This window comes from Lentzea sp. NPDC037011, assembly GCF_055607425.1.
This window is the reverse complement of record NZ_JBVJRT010000008.1, coordinates 317,329-336,724: the sequence shown is the minus strand read 5'-3', so window position 1 is coordinate 336,724 and position 19,396 is coordinate 317,329. Positions and strand designations below refer to the sequence as shown.

Sequence of the window (19,396 nt, the reverse complement as noted above, 5' to 3'; positions counted from 1 at the left end):
TTCATACCTCCAGACGGAACAGGTCGTCCTCGGTCTCGCGGCGCAGCAGCAGCCGCGCCTCCCCGTCGGTCACCGCGGCGAGCGCGGGCCTCGGGAGTCGGTTGTACCCGCTCGCCATCGAGTAGCAGTAGGCCCCCGTCGCAGCGACGGCCACCAGGTCGCCCGGCGCGAGGTCCTCGGGCAGCCAGCAGTCGCGCACGACGATGTCGCCGGCCTCGCAGTGCTTGCCCACGACGCGGCAGAGCACGGCGCGCGCGTCGGGCTCTGCGGTCCTGGACACGAGCTTGCAGTCGTAGACCGCGTCGTACAGGGCGGTGCGGATGTTGTCGCTCATGCCGCCGTCGACGCTCACGTACCGGCGGCGCGCGCCACCGTCGAGCTCGACGTCCTTGATCGTGCCGACCTCGTACACGGTGACCGTGCCGGGGCCGACGATCGCGCGGCCGGGCTCGACCGCGATGCGGGGCATCTCCAGGCCGCTGTGCTCGCACTCCTTCTGCACGATGTTGTGCAGCTGCCGCGCGAGCTCCGCCGGCGGGGGCGGGTCGTCGTCCGGGGTGTAGGCGATGCCGAGGCCACCGCCGAGGTCGACGGTGGTCAGCGAGCCGATCTCGCCGTGCTCGGAGCGGATCTCCGCGAGCAGGCCGATGACGCGGCGGGCGGCGACCTCGAAGCCGGAGGCGTCGAAGATCTGCGAGCCGATGTGGCTGTGCAGGCCGACGAGCGTGAGCCCGCTCGCCTTCAGCACCCGGCGCACGGCCTCGGCGGCGTCGCCGGAGGACAGCGAGAAGCCGAACTTCTGGTCCTCGTGGGCGGTCGCGATGAACTCGTGGGTGTGCGCCTCGACGCCGACCGTGACGCGGATCAGCACCGGCTGCACCACACCGCGGTCGCGTGCGATCTGGTCCAGGCGCGCGATCTCGTGGTAGGAGTCGACGACGATCCCGCCGACGCCCGCCTCGACGGCGGCGACCAGCTCGGCGACGCTCTTGTTGTTGCCGTGCAACGCGATGCGCTCGGCCGGGAACTCCGCCCGCAGCGCGATGGCGAGCTCGCCGCCGCTGCAGACGTCGATGGAGAGGCCTTCCTCGGCCACCCACTTCGCGATCTGCACGCTCAGGAACGCCTTGGAGGCGTAGTGCACGAGCGTCGGGTCGCCGAACGCCTCCGCGTGTTCGCGGCAGCGCGCGCGGAAGTCCTGCTCGTCCATGACGAACAGCGGGGTGCCGTACTGCTCGGCGAGCCCGCGCACGTCCACGCCCGCCAGCTCCACGACGCCGTCGGCGTTGCGGGCGGCGTTGCGCGGCCACACGTTCGGGTGAAGGTGGTCGAGCTGGTCGGCGGTGGAGGGGCGGTCGCCGGCGGTGCTGCCGGGGACGAGGACGTCGGCGTGCCGGGGACCGGCCGGGTGCGCGCGCATCACATGCGCTCCGGGGCGGTCACGCCGAGCAGGCCGAGGCCTGCGGCGAACACGCGCCTGGTCGCGTTGACGAGCTGAAGCCTGACCTGGTGCAACGGAGTCGTCTCCTCATCGCCGCGCGGGAGCACGCGGCAGTCCTGCTGGAAGCGGTGGTACGTGCCCGCGAGCTCTTCGAGGTAGCGGGCGACGCGGTGCGGTTCGCGCAGCTCGGCGGCGGTGGCCACCACTCGCGGGAACTCGCCGATGGTGCGGATGAGGTCACCCTCGCGCTCGTGGGTGAGCAGCGCGAAGTCCCCACCGGGGGTGATGCCGAGGTCGCCGGCGTTGCGCAGGATCGACGACGTGCGCGCGTGGGCGTACTGCACGTAGTAGACCGGGTTCTCGTTGCTGTGCTTGCGCAGCAGGTCGAGGTCGATGTCGAGGCCGGAGTCGACCGACGAGCGGACCATGGCGTACCGCGCGGCGTCCACGCCGACCGCGTCGACCAGGTCCTCCATCGTGATGACGGTGCCCGCGCGCTTGCTCATGCGCACCGGCTGGCCCTCGCTGACGAGGTTCACGAGCTGGCCGATCAGCACCTCGACGCTGTCCGGGTCGTCACCCAGGGCGGCCGCCGCGGCCTTGAGGCGCGCGACGTAGCCGTGGTGGTCGGCGCCGAGCATGTAGATGCACAGGTCGAAGCCCCGGCCGCGCTTGTCGACGAGGTAGGCGATGTCACCGGCGATGTAGGCCGGGTTGCCGTCGCTCTTGATGACGACGCGGTCCTTGTCGTCGCCGAAGTCGGTGGAGCGCAGCCACCAGGCGCCGTCCTCCTCGTACAGCGAGCCGGTGGCCTTGAGCTTCGCGACCGCCTCGTCCACGCGACCGCTCCGGTGCAGCGAGTCCTCGTGGAAGTAGACGTCGAAGTCGGTGCCGAACTCGTGCAGGCTGCGCTTGATCTCGTCGAACATGAGCCCGACGCCGACCTCGCGCACCGTCTCGGGGTCGGTGAGCGCACCCGGCTCGCGGCGCAGCACCTCGGCGGCGATGTCGCTCACGTACGTGCCCGCGTAGCCGTCCTCGGGCGCGGGCTCGCCCTTCGCGGCGGCGATCAGCGACCGGACGAACCGGTCGATCTGCGCGCCGGCGTCGTTGAAGTAGTACTCGCGGGTGACCTCGCCGCCGCGGGCCCGCAGGATCCGGCCGAGCGCGTCGCCCACGGCCGCCCAGCGCGCGCCACCCAGGTGGATGGGGCCGGTCGGGTTCGCGGAGACGAACTCCAGGTTGATCCGCTTGCCCTTGAGCTCGTCGCCGGTGCCGTAGCCGTCGCGCAGCGCGTCCTCGACGATCGCGCCCTGCGCCTCGGTGGCGATGGTGAGGTTCAGGAAACCCGGTCCGGCGACGTCGGCCCGCGCGATGGCGGACTGGGTGCGCAGGGCCTCGGCGAGCCACGTGGCGAGGTCGCGCGGGTTCACGCCGACCTTCTTGGCCAGTTGCAGCGCCACGTTCGTGGCGTAGTCGCCGTGCTCGGGGTTGCGGGGTCGCTCGACCGTGACCTGTGCGGGCGCGGCGGCGGTGTCCAGGCCTCGTTCGGAGAGCAGCCGGGCAACCGTGGTCCGAACCAGATCGGCGAGCGCGTCAGGGGTCACGGACGATGAGTCTAGAGAAGCGTTGTCGCAGGTCTCGACCGGGTTACCGGGTCTCGGAGGGTGAGACGGCAAGTGTTAACGCGCACGTGGTATCGCACTGCCCTGACAGTGACCAGACACGTTGTCCCTACACTGGCGCCGGTTGACCAGGACGACATCTGAGGCGGACATGACCAGCGGCAAGAAGACGAAGGCCACACGCAACAGCGTGGCCGCAGCCCGTTCCTCGGTGGTGGGGAAGAAGCCCAAGCCGTGGGGCACGATCATCGCGGTAGTCGCCGTGCTGGGCCTCGCCGGCGGCGTCTTCGGCTACGCGTACTCGCAGATCCACGAGCAGAACGTCAAAGAGGCCGCCCTGGCCAAGTGGAAGCCCTCCGACACGAACAAGGACCCGTCGACGCAGCTCGCGGGCATCGTCGTGAAGGAGTACAAGGGCTCCCGCCACGTCGAGGCGACCCAGCGCGTCGCCTACGACCAGACCCCCGCGTTCGGCGGCCCGCACGACGGCCAGTGGGCCGACTGCACCGGTGTCGTCTACGACAAGGCCGTCCGCACCGAGAACATGGTCCACGGCCTCGAACACGGCGCCGTGTGGATCGCGTACAACCCGGACCAGGTCAAGGACGACGTCCTGGGCAAGCTCAAGCCCAAGGTCGAGGGCATCCCGTACATGATGATGTCGCCGTACCCCGGTCTCGACAAGCCGATCTCGCTGCAGGCCTGGGGCCACCAGCTGAAGGTCGACACCGCCGACGACGAGCGCATCGACCAGTTCATCTCCTCGCTGCTGCGCAACGCCAACACCTACCCCGAGGTCGGCGCGTCCTGCGAGAACACGGCGTTCCTGTCGAACCCGGCCCCGTTCGTGGCCGAGAAGCCGGGCGCCGACGCCGTCCCGATGGACGGCGGCAAGGACGACTCCGCCACCGAGGGCCAGCCGAACGCCAGCACGCCGCCGTCGGGCTCGGTCTCGACGCCGCCGTCCAGCTGATGCCGGACACCTCCGACGAGGTCGTGGTCGTGGGCTCCGGGCGTCCCTCAGGCGTCGCCCGGACCCTCGTCATCACCGCAGCCGTCCTCGCCGTGCTCCTGCTCGGCGCGGCCGTCGGCCTGCTGGTGAAGCTCCCCGGCTCCTCGTCCACCGGCAGCGCCCCGGCCTCGGGCTCGGTCGACGTCGGCTTCTGCCAGGACATGGCCATGCACCACCTGCAGGGCATCCAGATGGCCAACATCGCCCGCGACCGCTCCACGGACCCCGACGTCCGCCAGCTCGCCTTCGACATCGCCTCCACCCAGCTCGAACAGGTGGGCCGCATGAAGGGCTGGCTGATGATGTGGAACGAACACGAGCAGAACATCTCGGGCGTCTACATGACCTGGATGAACGACGCCGGCATCCACGGCCACGGCGCCACCACCGCCGAGCCGGGCAAGCCCGCCATGCCGGGCATGGCCACCACCGAGGAGCTCGCCAAGCTCCGCTCCCTGACCGGCCGCGACCTCGACGTGTACTTCCTGCAGCTGATGCTCCGCCACCACGTCGGCGGCGCCCCGATGGCCGAGTACGCCTCGACCCGCGCGGGCCAGCCGGCGGTGCGCACGCTCGCGGAGAACATGTTGAAGTCGCAGTCCTCGGAGACCGAGCTGATGAAGGACTACCTGGCGAAGCGCGGAGCCGCACCGCTGCCGTAGCCCTGGTCGTCCCTCCAGGCCGTCCCCTCCTTCGCGGGAGGGGGCGGTCTTTTGCTGTTCCAGGTGACGTCCCTGGTCCTGCACCGCGCCGCGCAACGCCCGTGCCGGCTCGAAGCACTCGGTGGCCCGGACCCAAGAGCTCAACCGAGGCGAACGCCACCGCCACGGACATCACGTGCTCGCGCAGCTGGTTGCACCTCGGCCTGGTCCACGACTGCACAGCGGCCATCCCGTACGAGGGCAACACCTACGCCCGCGAGTTCCGCCACTCGATCGGACCGGACGACGTGGGCGGCGAGGTCGCCATGACGATGACCGGCAAGAGCCCGCGCACGGGTGTGCCGCGCTTCTCGGTGGCCCGCGCGCAGGACGGGGTGCCGGAGCTCGTGCTGGTCCTGTCGTGGCTGGTGCTGGGCGTGGCGGTCGCGGTCCTGCTGGTCAGGGTCCTCTCGGTGAGCCGGTCGAGGAGGACGAGCCGTTGAGGACCGGCTTTCATCCTCCGGACCGGTGGACATCCGCCTACCCCTGAGTAACGTGGGTCACACCCCTACTCGGAGGTAACCATGACCGTCGACGAGCGCGCGGCCAGACAGGTCGCCGAGCAAGCCCGAGAAACCCGCTGGCAGCGACCGAGCTTCGGCAAAGAGCTCTTCCTCGGCCACTTCCGCGTCGACCTCATCCACCCCCACCCGCAAGGCAGCCGGGAGGACCGGGAGCGCGGTGAGGCGTTCCTCGCGAAGCTCCGGGAGTTCACCGAGGCGCACGTCGACAACGCCGTCATCGAGCGGGACGCGCGGATTCCCGACGACGTGCTCAAGGGGTTGAAGGACCTCGGCGCGTTCGGCATGAAGATCAAGCCGGAGTACGGCGGCGTCGGCCTCACGCAGGTCTACTACAACAAGGCGCTGATGCTCGTCGGCAGCGCCAACCCGGCGATCGGCGCCATGCTGAGCGCGCACCAGTCCATCGGCGTGCCGCAGCCGGTGGCCATGTTCGGCAACGAGGAGCAGAAGCGGGAGTTCCTGCCGCGGTGCGCCAAGGGCGAGATCACCGCGTTCCTGCTCACCGAGCCGGACGTCGGCTCCGACCCCGCCCGGCTCGGCACCACCGCTGTGCCCGAGGGCGACGACTACGTGCTCAACGGCGTGAAGCTGTGGACCACCAACGGTGTTGTCGCCGACCTCCTGGTCGTCATGGCGCAGGTGCCCGGCAAGGGCATCACCGCGTTCGTCGTCGAGGCGGACGCCGAGGGCATCACCGTGGAGAACCGCAACGCGTTCATGGGGTTGCGGGGGCTGGAGAACGGCGTCACGCGGTTCCACGACGTGAAGGTGCCCAAGAAGAACGTCATCGGCAAGGAGGGCGCGGGGCTCAAGATCGCGCTCGCCACCCTCAACACCGGCCGGCTCAGCCTGCCCGCCCTCTGCGCGGGCAGCGCCAAGTGGTGCCTCAAGATCGCGCGCGAGTGGAGCACCGAGCGGGTGCAGTGGGGGTTGCCGGTCGGCAGGCACGAGGCCATCGCGGGCAAGATCGCCTACATCGCGGCCACGGCCTACGCGCTGGAAGCGGTGCTGGACCTCAGTTCCGAGCTCGCGGACGCGGGCAGCCACGACATCCGCATCGAGGCCGCGCTGGCGAAGCTCTACGCGTCGGAGAAGGCGTGGCTGGTGGCGGACGAGCTGGTGCAGGTGCGGGGCGGGCGCGGGTACGAGACGGCGGAGAGCCAGGCGGCGCGCGGGGAACGGGGCGTCGCGGCCGAGCAGGTGCTGCGGGACCTGCGGATCAACCGGATCTTCGAGGGCTCCACCGAGATCATGCACCTGCTGATCGCGCGTGAGGCCGTGGACGCGCACCTCAGCGTGGCCGGCGACATCATCGACCCCGACGCCGACCGGCAGGCCAAGGTGAAGGCCGCGGCCAAGGCCGGCGGGTTCTACGCGAAGTGGTTCCCGACGCTGGTCGTCGGCAAGGGGCAGAGCCCGGCGGGCTACGCGGAGTTCGGGCCGCTGGCCAGGCACCTGCGGTTCGTGGAGCGGGCGGCGCGCAAGCTGGCGCGGCAGACGTTCTACGCGATGTCGCGGTGGCAGGGGAAGATGGAGCGCAAGCAGCGGTTCCTCAGCCGGGTCGTGGACATCGGGGCCGAGCTGTTCGCGATCAGCGCGACGTGCGTGCGGGCGGTGCAGGACCAGAACCCGGACGCCCAGCTGCTGGCCGACGCGTTCTGCAAGCAGGCGCGGGTGCGCGTGGACGAGCTGTTCGAGCGGCTGTGGAAGAACACCGACGACACCGACGTGGCGCTGGCCACCCAGGTCATGAACGGCCGGTTCACCTGGCTGGAGGACGGCGTCGTCGACCCGTCCACCCCCGGCAGCTGGATCGCGGACTCGGCGCACCGGGAGTCGACGGCGGAGAACGTCCACCGCCCGACTCCGCGCTGAGCCGTCCGTCCGTTGCTGCACGGGGCAGGTTGGTGGTGCGGGCGCGGCACCTGCCCCGTGCACGGCCGGTAGGGGGCTACGTCCCCCGCATCCCCCTACCGGCTCCCCTTGCAACGGAAGGACACAACACCCTCCAGGAGGAGGTCCTGGTAACGCTAAGCCACAAACGGCAGTTCACGGATACGGCAAATGAGTGAATTACCAGGTGAGGCACCCTCAACTACTCTCAGAGAGTAACTTCGAAGACCAATCCATGAGCGGTCCTCGGTCCCGTCGCGACCACGAACGCCACCGCGGCCCGTTCGAACCGTCCGCCCCGCACACCGTGAGAGCGATCCCAGCACCGGTCGCTGCGTGGGCCGCCGGTTCGGTCACCGTGTCGCGCGGGAGAGGACAGGTTCGAGGACAAGTTCCGCCCCGCGCCTTGACAACGATGTCAGGTGCAGAAACGCTGCCTCGCGAACGGGGCAGGCAAGGCGGCGGCGGGAAGGGTTGCAATGAGGCAACTGGGGAAGAGACGGACAACCACTCTGTTGAGCGTCGCGATCACTGCGACACTGGTGTGCGGCGTCACCAACGGCTACGCGGCCGCCGCACCAGAGGAGTCGGGAGTGGGCTTTTCGTCGTCCTTTGAGGACGGTCAACCGCAACCAGCGTGGGCGAACGCGGTCGAGACCGACGCGGCGGGCAATCCCAAGGCGTCCGGCGTGATCGGTTCCGACGGCTCGGGCATCCCCGGCAACGTCTCCGACGAGGTGCTGGAGGTCAAGGCCAACGGTGAGAACGCGGACTCGGGCGAGGTGAAGGAGAACCTCGTCGACGGCAGCGTCAACACCAAGTGGCTGGTCTTCGCCACCACCGGCTGGGCGTCGTTCCGCTTCGCCGAGGCGCAGACGATCCGCAGGTACGCGCTCTCGTCGGCCAACGACTCCCCCGAGCGCGACCCGAAGAACTGGACCCTGCAGGGGTCGGACAACGGCACCGACTGGACCGTCGTCGACACCCGCACCGGTGAGGCGTTCGCCGAGCGCTTCCAGACCAAGACCTACGACATCGCGGCACCCAAGGCGTTCACGCACTACAAGCTCGACATCACGCTGAACAACGGCTCCACGAACATCGTGCAGCTCGCCGAGGTGCAGCTCTCCGACGGTTCCACTACCCCGCCGCCGCCGAACATGCGCAGCGTGGTCGGCAACGGCCCCACGGGCGGCTACGCGGCCAAGGCGCGGGTCGGCTGGACGGGCGTGAAGTCGTTCCGCTTTCAGGGTCGTCACACCGCCGAGGGCCGGGCGTACAGCTACAACAAGGTCTTCGACGTCGACGTGAAGGTCGAGCCGCGGACCGAGCTGTCGTACATGATCTTCCCGGACTTCGTGACGGACAACCTGAGCTACCCGAGCACGTACTCGTCGGTGGACCTGGCGTTCTCCGACGGCACCTACCTGAGCGACCTGGGGGCGGTGGACCGGCACGGCGCGGTGCTGTCGCCGCAGGGCCAGGGCGCGGGCAAGTTCCTCTACACCAACCAGTGGAACAAGGTCGCCTCGACGATCGGCGCGGTCGCGGCCGGCAAGACGATCAAGCGGGTGCTGGTCGCCTACGACGGTCCGAAGGGCCCGACGGAGTTCGGCGCCTGGGTCGACGACATCCGCATCGGCGACGTCGTCGAGAAGCAGTACGCGAAGCCGTCGGACTACGTGCTGACCACGCGCGGCACGAACTCGAACGGCTCGTTCTCGCGCGGCAACAACTTCCCGGCCACCGCGGTGCCGCACGGCTTCAACTTCTGGACCCCGATGACCAACGCGGGCTCCACGTCGTGGCTGTACGAGTACCAGCAGCGCAACAACGCGCAGAACCTGCCGACGCTGCAGGCGTTCACGGCCTCGCACGAGCCGAGCCCGTGGATGGGTGACCGGCAGACGTTCCAGGTCATGCCGTCGGACAAGGCGCCGACGCAGGACCGCGCGCTGCGGGCGCTGCCGTTCAAGCACGACAACGAGGTCGCGAAGGCGCACTACTACGGCGTGACCTTCGAGAACGGCCTGAAGGCCGAGATCGCGCCGACCGACCACGCGGCGGTCTTCCGGTTCACGTTCCCGGACCAGGGCGAGAAGAACCTCGTGTTCGACAACGTGAACAACCTCGGCGGCCTGACCCTCGACCCGGCCAACGGCGTCGTCACGGGCTTCTCGGACGTCAAGAGCGGCCTCTCCACGGGCGCCTCGCGCCTGTTCGTCTACGGCGAGGTCGACAAGGCCGTGACGGCGAGCGGGAAGCTCACCGGCGCCGGCAGGGACGCGGTCGGCGGCTACTTCTCGTTCGCCGACAAGACCGTGCAGCTGCGCATCGCCACGTCGCTGATCTCCGTCGACCAGGCGAAGTCGAACCTGCGACAGGAGGTCGGCGGCTCCGACACGTTCGAGTCGGTCCGGGACCGCGCGCAGAACGCGTGGGACGAGGTGCTCGGCATCCTCAGCGTCGAGGGCGCGTCCGAGGACCAGCTGATCACCACGTACTCCAACATGTACCGGCTCTACCTCTACCCGAACTCGGGCTTCGAGAAGGTCGGCGACAAGGTCCAGTACGCGTCCCCGGTGGCGCCCGCGACCGGTCCCTCGACGCCGACGCGGACCGGCGCGAAGATCGTGGACGGCAAGATCTACGTCAACAACGGCTTCTGGGACACCTACCGCACGACCTGGCCCGCCTACAGCCTCTTCACGCCGTCCAAGGCGGGTGAGATGGCCGAGGGCTTCGTCCAGCAGTACAAGGACGGCGGCTGGATCTCGCGCTGGTCCTCCCCCGGCTACGCCGACCTGATGACCGGCACGAGCTCCGACGTGGCGTTCGCGGACGCCTACCTCAAGGGCGTGGGCAACTTCGACGCCAAGGCCGCCTACGAGGCCGCGGTGAAGAACGCGTCGGTGGTGCCGCCGAGCAGCGGCGTCGGCCGCAAGGGCATGGACCGGTCGATCTTCCTCGGCTGGACCGGCAACGACCAGCTGCACGAGGCGTGGTCGTGGGCGATCGAGGGCTACCTCAACGACTACGGCATCGCGCAGATGGCGAAGGCGCTGCACGAGAAGACCGGTGAGAAGCGGTATCTGGAGGAGCACGAGTACTTCCTCAACCGCTCCCTCAACTACGTGCTGACGTTCGACAAGAGGATCGACTTCTTCCAGGGCCGCAACGTCGACGGGTCGTGGCGCGTCGAGGACCCGGCGAAGTACAACCCGCAGGACTGGCGCTATGACTACACCGAGACGAACGGCTGGAACATGGCGTTCACGGTGCCGCACGACGGGCAGGGTCTCGCGAACCTGTACGGCGGGCGGGACGCGCTGGCGAAGAAGCTCGACCAGTTCTTCACCCTGCCGGAGACCGCGAAGTTCCCCGGCGGCTACGGCGGCGTCATCCACGAGATGATCGAGGCGCGGGACGTGCGGATGGGCCAGTACGGCCACTCCAACCAGCCCTCGCACCACATCGCCTACATGTACGACTACGCCGGTCAGCCCGCGCGGACGGCGGAGAAGGTGCGCGAGATCATGGCGCGCCTGTACGTCGGCAGCCAGGAGGGCCAGGGCTACGCCGGAGACGAGGACAACGGCGAGATGTCCGCGTGGTACCTGTTCTCCGCGCTGGGCTTCTACCCGCTGCAGATGGGCAAGCCGGCGTACGCGATCGGCTCGCCGCAGTTCACCAAGGCGACGGTGAACCTGGAGAACGGCAAGAAGCTGGTGGTCAACGCGCCCAAGAACAGCGCGAAGAACATCTACGTGCAGGGCGTCAAGGTCAACGGCAAGCCGTGGAACAAGACCTCCCTGCCGCACGACGTCCTCGCGGCCGGCGCGACGATCGACTTCGACATGGGCCCCGCCCCGTCGAAGTGGGGCACGGGCGCCGACGACGCACCCGAGTCGATCACCAAGGGCACCGAGGTCGCCACGCCGCTGCGCGACGTCTCCACCGGCCTGTCGGTGGCCGCGTTGTCGGACAACAACTCCGCGACCTCCACGACGGTCCGCACGGTCGACTTCAAGCCCGCCGACGCCAAGGAGAAGGCGGAGTTCTACACGCTGACCAACGCGAAGACCGGCGCCTCGCCCTCGTCGTGGGAGCTGAAGGCCTCCTACGACGGCAAGACCTGGGCGACCGTCGACAAGCGCAGCGGTGAGAACTTCCAGTGGCAGCAGTACACCCGGTCGTTCAAGATCGCCTCACCGGGCCGGTACGCGTTCTACCGCCTGGAGTTCAGCGGCGACGTGGCGCTGGCGGAGTTCGAGCTGCTGTCGAAGCCGCTGCGGGCCGCCACCACCACGGTGACCGGCACGGTCAGCGGCCCGCTGCAGGTCAGCGGTGTGACCCAGGTGGACGGAGCGACGATCAGCGGCCCGGTGACCGTCGCCCGCGGCGCCACGCTGTACGTGTTCGGCGGCGAGATCAAGGGCCCGCTGTCGGCCGCGGACGCCGCGTCCGTGGTCCTGGTGGGCACCAGGGTCAGCGGCCCGGTCTCGGTGAACGGCTCCTCGGCCGAGGTGGCCGTCGAGAACACGGCGGTCGGCGGCCCGGTGTCGCTGACGGGCAACAGGGCGGGCTCCGTGGTGGCGTTCTCGACCGTCGGCGGACCGTTGTCCTGCACGGGCAACACCCCGGTGCCGGTCAACAACGGCTTCCCGAACGACGTCAAGGGGCCGAAGGCAGGACAGTGCGCTGGGCTGTAACGCCCAACTGATCGGGAAAGGCCGCGTTCCGTCACGGAGCGCGGCCTTTCCCGTTCACCTGAACGGATCTTTCCGGTGCGGTAGGTTGTCCGGTGGGATCTTGGCAAACCGTTGGTGTTACTGGGGAGGTCGCTGTGGTGCCGTTCGCCCAAGGCAGGACGTGGGTTTCGGTACCCGAACAGCGCAGGCCCGTTCCGTCACGAACCGGCATCGCATCGACGAAGGACTTCGTGCGCTCCCTGCCGGTCAGCTCACCAGGAAAGCTCGCGGCACCGCTGCGCTGACGAGCCGCCCTCGACCTGCAGCGTGGCGTGCTCGATGTGGTACTCGGTCTTGAGGAGCACCTGCGCGGCCTTGAGGACGTCCTCGTGATCCGCGTCCTCGGCCGTCGTGAGGTGCGCCGAGGCCACCTCCATGCCGCTGGTGAGCGTCCACACGTGCAGGTCGTGCGCCTCGACCACCCCGGGCAACTGGGCCAGCGCCGCCTGCACCTCGGTGACGTCCAACCGCTCCGGCGCGTGCTGGAACAGGATGTGCAGCGCGTTCTTGGCCAGCGAGTACGTCCGCGGCAGCACCCACACGCCGATCAGCACGCCCATGATCGGGTCGGCGTACCTCCACCCGGTCGTGATGGTGACCAGCGCGCTGACCAGCACACCGACCGACCCGATGAGGTCCGCCAGCACCTCCAGGTAGGCGCCCCGGACGTTGATGCTCTCCTTCGCGCCCTCCCTGAGCACGCTGAAGGACACGAGGTTGGCCGCAAGACCGAGGCTCGCCGCGATGAGCACCGGCCACCCCGCCACCGCCGGCGGGTCCTGGAACCGCCCCACGGCCTCGTAGATCACGTACCCGGCCACGCCGAACAGCAGCACCGCGTTGGCCAGCGCCGCGAGCACCTCGGCCCGGTAGAACCCGAACGTGCGGTTCTTCCCCGCCTTGGCCCTGCGCGCCACCATGATCGCCGCGAGCGCCATCCCGACCCCGAGCACGTCGGTGAGCATGTGGGCGGCATCGGAGATGAGCGCCAGCGAGGACGTCGCGAACCCCACGACGAACTCCACCACCATGAAGACCGCGCCGATCCCGAACGCGACCCACAGCCTGCCGGCGTGCCGCCCACTCGCGGACGCCGATCCGTGCCCATGCCCGTGACCCATGTTCGGAACATATAGCGACATGCGCATGAGTGCAATCCGGCGTATTCCTGACCTGGGACGGACGTGACGGACACCACCCGACGGGAGTTCATGGGGGGTGGGTGTGCGGGGGTGGTGCGGGCGTGCGCTAGGATCTTCCGTGTTGGTAGCGCCCCCGTAGCTCAGGGGATAGAGCACCGCCCTCCGGAGGCGGGTGCGCAGGTTCGAATCCTGCCGGGGGCACCACGAAGACGGGAACAAGGTCAGCCGTAGCTGGCGATCTTGTTCCCATTTTTGTTCGCGCTGGTCACGGCGCTGCTGAGCATTGTCGAGCGATGGCGCAGCGAGCGAGGACCGGCCGAACGAACCCGGACACGGGCACGCATCACGCGCAGTGTCGTGAGCCATGCCGGAAGAACAAGGCGGCCCCGCGCTGGAACCCACGTTGTCCGAATGGCTCAAGGCACGCAAGGAGACGGCCGGCCACCTGGCGACGGGTGCCCCTCGGACCGTGGACGACAACTGGGTGCAGCGGCTCGCCGATTTGCTGGCGACCGAACGGTCGTGGCAGGACCAGTACACGGACCTGGTCGGGCTCGGCAGCCCGGACGGCCGCTTCCCGTCCTCGAACCGCTGAGCACACCGACGACGTCGTCCTGGTGGAGTGTCACCGCGATCGTCGCCCAGCACGCTCCAGTGCAGTGCGGACAGATCGGCGGGCGGCACGACGCGGGTGTGGCGATGGCGCGGGTTCAGCGCACCGGCCTCCACGAAGTCCACAGTGGATTCACCCACCACGTCGTCGTGAAGCGGGTCGGCGACGGCGATCCGGTGTGATCGACTGAAAACAGTGGTTTGTTCCCAAAACCGTGACCCACCATTCGGCGCGAACTCCGGGTCGCAGTCGTGCAGCGTCAGGGCGCGTAGCGCGCCATGCACTCGGCGAGGTCCGACCAGCCCAGCGGCCGAGCTGCCGGCACCGGCAACCGACCGCCACCGGGCCGCGTCATGGACTCGGCCACCAGCCCGGCCACCGCCTCGGGAGCCTGCACGACGTCGCCGGCAAGCCGGGCGAGCACGATCAACGGCTCCGTGGGACCGGTCTCGATCGACACCGCCCATCCCTGCGTCGCACTCCAGACGAGCATGACATCGCGGTTCGGATGTGCCACCGCACGGCAGCCCAGCGCGATGTAGGCCGTGGCGGTGTCGGTGACCTCGAAGCTGACACCGTCGCGCGGCACGGAGAGCACCTCGGCGACCTTGAACACGTAACGCTCAAGGGCTCCGGACAGCAAATGCGTACCCTCTGACGTGGTGACCACCATGCTGACCCGTCTTCTTCCTCAGATCGCTGCGGAGCCGCGACCGAGCGCATGCAGACCGCGGAGGTGACGAAGCGAGTGGACAGGCCGATCAACGACCCTGCACCCACACTGTAGCCGAGGCAAAACCGAGCAGGCGCTGCCCGGACCGGTGCACCATGCTGACGCCCGAACCGTGGACGGCAGTGGCTGCCGCCGTGATGATGCTGGCCTCAAGCACATCTCCGCGGCTCAGCACCGCCTCCCGTCGCCTGGGAACTGGCAGGATGTGGTGCGGGGAGTCGTGCTCGTCGGACGCGCGTTCCCCTTGCCGGCCCGAGGATTGGACGCAATGACACGCTCGTCGGTGTTCACGTTCCAGTACATCGCCATCGACACGGAGGCCGGTGTCACGCCGGAGGAGTTCGAGGCCTTCGTGCGTGCTGAGGGCGTTCACCTGCCCCTGTACCCGGGGTGGCGGTGGACGCTGCTGCGCGGGTTGCGCGGGGAGCGGACCGGGCAGTACCTGATGTTGTACGAGATCGAGAGCGCCGAGCAGCGCGACCGCTACGTCACGGCCAGGGGTGAGCAGACCGAGCAGGCGCGGCAGTTCTGGGCGCGGCACCCCGAGGCGGAGGCCGTGCTGGCGCGGTGGCGGCGGCTGGGCACGTACGGCGAGCTGCCGACGTTGTTCACCGACTACCGGCTGCTGGCCGACAACCCGCGGAGCACCGTCACGCCCGGCCCCCGCTACCGCGACCGCCCCGGCGAGGAGCCCGTCGCCAGGGTCATCGGGATTCACAACCTGGCCTTGCGCGCCGGCGTGACCGAGGAGGTGTTCGACCGCTTCATCGCCGAGAACCACCACCGGATCGACGACTACCCGGACTGGCGGTTCCACGTGCTCAAGGGCGAGCGGGGCAACCGCCTCGACCAGTACGTGATGATGATGGAGATCGCGAGCCTCGACGCGCTGGACGTCTTCTACCCCGAGCCCGACATCGCCACCGGTGAGGCCGCGGAGTTCGCGGCCGCCCACCGCGACACCAAGCAGATGTACGAGGAGTGGAAGCAGCTGGCCTCGTTCTCGGGCTCGCCGCAGATCTACACGGACTACCTCGCCGTCGCGGAAAACCCGGCGTAGCGCCGCACGACCGGGACGGGGCCTGGGATCAGGTGAGGTGGTCGGTCCGAGGATCGAGAGATCTGCACTGGAGCGACCAGCGGTGCCATCAAACCTGTGCGCCTGGTCAAAGCCCAGTCGCAACACGGTGCCGAACCCGAACAAGAAGGTCATCCCTCGACCGCGGCCATGATCGCCGTGACCGTGTGGACGACCTGACCGCCTGTGCTACGCAAGACCCGGCTGTTCATCGTCCACACTGCGGGTCGTCCACTACGAAGCTGGCCTCGAGCCGGTCAAGCACTGAGACGAAGTGCTGAGCAGGTGTGGCGCCTTGCCGGGAACACAGACAAGAGGCGCACCGGCCGAAGCCAGTGCGCCTCTCGGGTTCAGCGTCTCATTCGGGTCCGTACGTGTTTTGCTTCAATGAACGAGAAGCGTTCTCGTGCGGCGTGATGCGCTTAAGTCGAGCAGCTCAGCCTGCCGGCGAGTTTGCGATCGGCGCCTCAGGCGCCCAGTGTCTGCGAGATGGCAGCAGAAGGCGTTTCATAAATGATGCCGCCCCAGTCAGGGAGCAACGACACCATGGCTGGCGCCGGAGCGAGTGCCAGTGCCAGTGCCAGCGTAACCGCCGTGATGATCTTCGACATGGGCGGACACTAGCACTCGATGGACGGTAATCAATGCGGGGGCTCCAAGGCGAAGTTCGTCGATCAAGCCTATGATCCGTCTGCATCCGTAACACTACCCGGGCATCGCACCGTCACTCAACAGAGTGAGCACCGTTGACTCGATCACGCACAGCCAATTCGGACTCGCGCCCAGTAGTTGCACCCTCGACGCGTGGGCCAGGAATGGATCGCCCCGCCTCACCGTGTTCGCGGATGTGCGTCAGCAGGTGGTCACTGCCCGATCCGGGCGCACTGAGCAGCAGGTCCACTGCCTGGTCCCAGCAGCTGTGCGCCGATGCAGGATCATCGACGACAGCGCGGACGTGGCCGAGCACGTGCCATCCGCGTGCTTGCCCCAGCGGGTTCCTGCAATGCCGAATCGCCTTTTCAGCCGCCTCGGCCGATTGCGCGAACAAACCCAAGTCAAAAAGGGTCTCGGACATCACGAGAAAAGCTTCGCCCATGCCCGGCTTGTCACCGCTGTGCACATATGCGCCGAGCGCCCGCTCACTGCACACCAACGCTTTATCGCTCTCTCCGCGCTCATGATATATTTTTGCCAGCTCAGTCAGCGTGGCGCCTTGCCCGCGAACATCATCTACTTCTTCCCGAATTGCGAGCGCTTGCTCGTGGTAGTCAAGAGCGATGTCGTCGAGCTCCATGTCATGATGTGCGTTGGCGAGCTGATCCAAGGCGCATGCTTCGATTATCCGAGCACCCATTCCGCCGAGTAGGTCGAGTACTTCCCGGTAGATTGCGACTGCGACGCGAGCCTGCCCGGCCTTGAGGTGCACACTTCCCAGGTTCTGCCTGCTGACCGCGCTCAGCTCCCGATGGCCCAGTTCATCGGCGAGCGCCACGGCGTCGGAGAGCACCTGACGCGCTTCGTCGTATCGGCCCATCCCGTGCAAGACGACACCGAGGTTGTTGAGCGTGCCGCATTCACCCTCTTTGTGACCGACCTCACGAGCTGAAGACAACGCAATCTCGTGACTCAGCCTCAGATCAGGGTAGAACCCGAAGCGAGCATAGGATTCGTTCATGTTAGCGGCCAGGCGCCACGCGTGATCATGGAATCGTTCTCTGGCCGCATGCGAGACAACGGAAGCCAAATTGGTCTGCTCCTTGGCAAACCAATCAAGAGCAGCGCCTGCGGTGTCGAACTCCTCGGCACCTTGCCAGGACATTCCGTCCAGCGTGGGAACACGGGATCGCCCAGGGCTTACCCGTTGGGCGGCGTTCCACGTTGACGCGAGGTACCAATCAAAGAGTCGGCGTAGAACCAATTCTCGTTGCCCAGGGGTTTCCTCGTGACGAGCCAGATCGACGGCGTATCCGTAGAGCAGGTCGTGCAGCCGGTAGCGGGTTGCCGTGACCTGCCGGATCAGGTTCGCTCGCGCCAGGATCCGCAGGTGCTCGACGACCACCGATTCGTCCCGCCCGAGGAGGACGCACGCGGCCGAGATGTCGAACTCGGGGCATGGGTGCAAGCCAAGGCGGCGGAAGCTCAGCGCGACCTCGGCGGGCAACGCCCGGTAGGACCAGGAGAACGCGGTCGACAGCGTCGTGTAGTCGTCATCGCTGTCCGCGGAATCCAGCAGACCCAGGCCGTCGTGCTGTCGCAGTTCGTGTGCGAGGTCCAGCAGCGAGGTGTAGGGCCGGTCGACGGCGAGCTGCGCGATGATCCGCAGACAGAGAGGAACGCCTTGGGCGAGTTCCACGAGCGCGGCCAGTCCTTCGTCCTCGCGCGAGCGGCCTCGCCCCTCCAGGTCGGCCAGCAGCAGGCCGGTGGCCTCGTCCGGTGTCAGTGGCGGCACCTCCACCGTGCGCACGCCGTCGCGAATCGTGAGGCCTCTGAGCTCGTTCCGGCTGGTCACGATGCAGCAGCAGTCGGCAGCCGCGGCGAGGATCGGGCGGACTTGGGTGCTGTCGCGAGCGTTGTCGAGTATCAGCACAATCTTCTTGCCGCTCAACGATCTCCTCAGCCGGACGCGCCGCTCGTCGACGGTGAGCCGGTCCAGCGCAACGCCCAGCGACGCCAGCAGGATGGCTATCGCGTCGTCCGGCGCCATCGGCGCCGTCGGACCGTAGCCGCACAGGTTGACGAACAGCTGGCCGTCGGGGAAGCGTGACTTGCGCTGATGCGCCCATCGGGTCGCGAGACTCGTCTTGCCCGCGGCCGGCATGCCGTGCAGTGCGACGACCTGCCCTTGCGCGGCGGAGAGGAGGGCGTCCAGCCGGATGAGCAGCGCCTTGCGACCAGTGAAGTTGTGGATGTCCCGTTCCAGCTGGTGCGGCGGTTCCGGGTCGGCCTTGGCGACGATGGCGGTGCCCGCCTGTTTCTGGAGGACGGTCTGGTAGAGCGTTCGGATTTCGGGACCCGGCTCGGCGCCGATCGCGTATTCCAGCCGAGAGCAGAACTCGGTGTAGAACTCCAAGGCTTTCGAGTACTTGCCCATGCCGTCCAGAGATTGCATGTAGTGCCGGGCGAACATCTCCTCGGTGTCGTGCTCGTCGACCAGACGACCGACAGCACTCATCACTTCGCCGTACTGACCCAACTGCAGCTGGCTGTCGAACAACAGGTAGTAGGCGGGTAGCCGATCAAATTGCTCCATCTGTGCACGGCAGTGGTCCGACCAGGTTCCGGAGAGGTCGTTGAGCGGTTTTCCCCGCCACAATGACAGCGCTTCTTGCGCCAAGTTCCTGGCCAAAATGTGGTCATCGTCTCCGGAAGCCTGTCTAGCTTTTGTCACCAACTGCCGGAAGCGATGCAGGTCGACCAGCGCCGGATCGACCTCCAGCTGATATGCAGCGCCTTCCTTGCGCAGCACGGCTCCGGAGCCGGACTCAGCGAGAACTTTGCGGAGCCTGCTTATGATCGGGTACAGCCGTCCTTTTGAGACTTCCAGGGTCTCCCCACGCCACAGTTCACTGATGATCAAATCTATGGACACCGGGCGCCCAACGTCGTAGAGGAGCAAAGCCAAAACACCGCGTTGTTTCGCCGTGCCGAGGTGGACGCTGCCATCGTCCGTCAGCAAGGACGTCTTCCCGAGGATCTTGAATTCCACCAGCGTCTCACCCTTCGCTGGTCCCCTTCTTGCACACCAGGGTTCCAGTGTGCCCTTTGCACAGCATTTTCAGCAGGCCGAATGTTCTCAATTGCTCCGAATCGGTGAGGCGTGAACCAGGCATATGGAGGAGGCAAGTTCACAGCAAGTCGGTGAACAAGGGCGGCCCGCATCCTT

At 67.9% G+C, this 19,396-nt stretch carries 13 protein-coding genes and 1 tRNA gene; 8 read left to right on the top strand and 6 right to left on the bottom strand.

Features of this window, described 5'->3' with window-relative positions; genetic code table 11:
* Position 1 precedes the first annotated feature (1 nt).
* A complete protein-coding gene (lysA, locus tag ACZ7CH_RS26345; RefSeq protein WP_470375168.1) occupies positions 2–1,420 on the bottom strand; it encodes a diaminopimelate decarboxylase in 1,419 nt (472 codons plus the stop codon).
* Positions 1,420–3,048 (bottom strand): arginine--tRNA ligase, encoded by a 1,629-nt coding sequence (gene argS, locus ACZ7CH_RS26340; protein ID WP_458430475.1) that lies wholly within the window; start codon positions 3,046–3,048, stop codon positions 1,420–1,422. Before argS ends, lysA begins: the two co-directional genes overlap by 1 nt.
* Before the next feature lie 169 nt (positions 3,049–3,217).
* On the opposite strand from argS, the gene ACZ7CH_RS26335 reads away from it, so the two are divergent.
* The 5 genes from ACZ7CH_RS26335 (at position 3,218) to ACZ7CH_RS26315 (ending at position 11,908) form a co-directional block, all read left to right on the top strand.
* The gene (locus ACZ7CH_RS26335; RefSeq protein WP_470370289.1) at positions 3,218–4,039 is read left to right on the top strand and encodes a DUF3105 domain-containing protein; all 822 of its coding nucleotides are present in this window, start codon (positions 3,218–3,220) and stop codon (positions 4,037–4,039) included.
* The gene (locus tag ACZ7CH_RS26330) at positions 4,039–4,740 is read left to right on the top strand and encodes a DUF305 domain-containing protein (RefSeq protein WP_360395493.1); all 702 of its coding nucleotides are present in this window, start codon (positions 4,039–4,041) and stop codon (positions 4,738–4,740) included. The genes ACZ7CH_RS26335 and ACZ7CH_RS26330 overlap by 1 nt, the downstream gene beginning before the upstream one ends.
* Before the next feature lie 191 nt (positions 4,741–4,931).
* Positions 4,932–5,222, top strand: a complete 291-nt coding sequence (locus ACZ7CH_RS26325) for a hypothetical protein (RefSeq protein WP_470375167.1) — start codon at positions 4,932–4,934, stop codon at positions 5,220–5,222.
* Between the two features lie 81 nt (positions 5,223–5,303).
* Entirely contained in the window at positions 5,304–7,178 is a 1,875-nt protein-coding gene (locus ACZ7CH_RS26320) for an acyl-CoA dehydrogenase family protein (protein ID WP_470375166.1), read from the top strand.
* A gap of 497 nt (positions 7,179–7,675) precedes the next feature.
* Entirely contained in the window at positions 7,676–11,908 is a 4,233-nt protein-coding gene (locus tag ACZ7CH_RS26315; RefSeq protein ID WP_470375165.1) for a GH92 family glycosyl hydrolase, read from the top strand.
* Positions 11,909–12,159: 251 nt separating this feature from the next.
* On the opposite strand, the gene ACZ7CH_RS26310 is transcribed toward ACZ7CH_RS26315, so the two are convergent.
* Positions 12,160–13,068 carry a cation diffusion facilitator family transporter gene (locus tag ACZ7CH_RS26310; protein ID WP_360395487.1) on the bottom strand — a complete coding sequence of 303 codons (909 nt, stop codon included), beginning with the start codon at positions 13,066–13,068 and terminating at the stop codon, positions 12,160–12,162.
* A 150-nt stretch (positions 13,069–13,218) separates the two neighbouring features.
* Between ACZ7CH_RS26310 and ACZ7CH_RS26305 the strand changes: the two genes are divergently transcribed.
* Positions 13,219–13,293: transfer RNA gene (locus ACZ7CH_RS26305), tRNA-Arg, on the top strand.
* Between the two features lie 160 nt (positions 13,294–13,453).
* A complete protein-coding gene (locus tag ACZ7CH_RS26300; RefSeq protein ID WP_360395485.1) occupies positions 13,454–13,684 on the top strand; it encodes a hypothetical protein in 231 nt (76 codons plus the stop codon).
* Positions 13,685–13,961: 277 nt separating this feature from the next.
* Here ACZ7CH_RS26300 and ACZ7CH_RS26295 read toward each other — a convergent pair whose 3' ends face one another.
* Positions 13,962–14,375 carry a DUF6292 family protein gene (locus ACZ7CH_RS26295; protein WP_360395483.1) on the bottom strand — a complete coding sequence of 138 codons (414 nt, stop codon included), beginning with the start codon at positions 14,373–14,375 and terminating at the stop codon, positions 13,962–13,964.
* A 328-nt stretch (positions 14,376–14,703) separates the two neighbouring features.
* Here ACZ7CH_RS26295 and ACZ7CH_RS26290 point away from each other — a divergent pair, with 328 nt between their 5' ends.
* Complete coding sequence (locus tag ACZ7CH_RS26290) at positions 14,704–15,495, top strand: hypothetical protein (RefSeq protein ID WP_458430472.1); 792 nt, start codon at positions 14,704–14,706, stop codon at positions 15,493–15,495.
* A gap of 485 nt (positions 15,496–15,980) precedes the next feature.
* On the opposite strand, the gene ACZ7CH_RS26285 is transcribed toward ACZ7CH_RS26290, so the two are convergent.
* Positions 15,981–16,124 (bottom strand): hypothetical protein, encoded by a 144-nt coding sequence (locus ACZ7CH_RS26285; RefSeq protein ID WP_470375164.1) that lies wholly within the window; start codon positions 16,122–16,124, stop codon positions 15,981–15,983.
* Between the two features lie 113 nt (positions 16,125–16,237).
* Positions 16,238–19,219, bottom strand: a complete 2,982-nt coding sequence (locus ACZ7CH_RS26280) for an AfsR/SARP family transcriptional regulator (protein WP_470375163.1) — start codon at positions 19,217–19,219, stop codon at positions 16,238–16,240.
* Between the last annotated feature and the right edge of the window lie 177 nt (positions 19,220–19,396).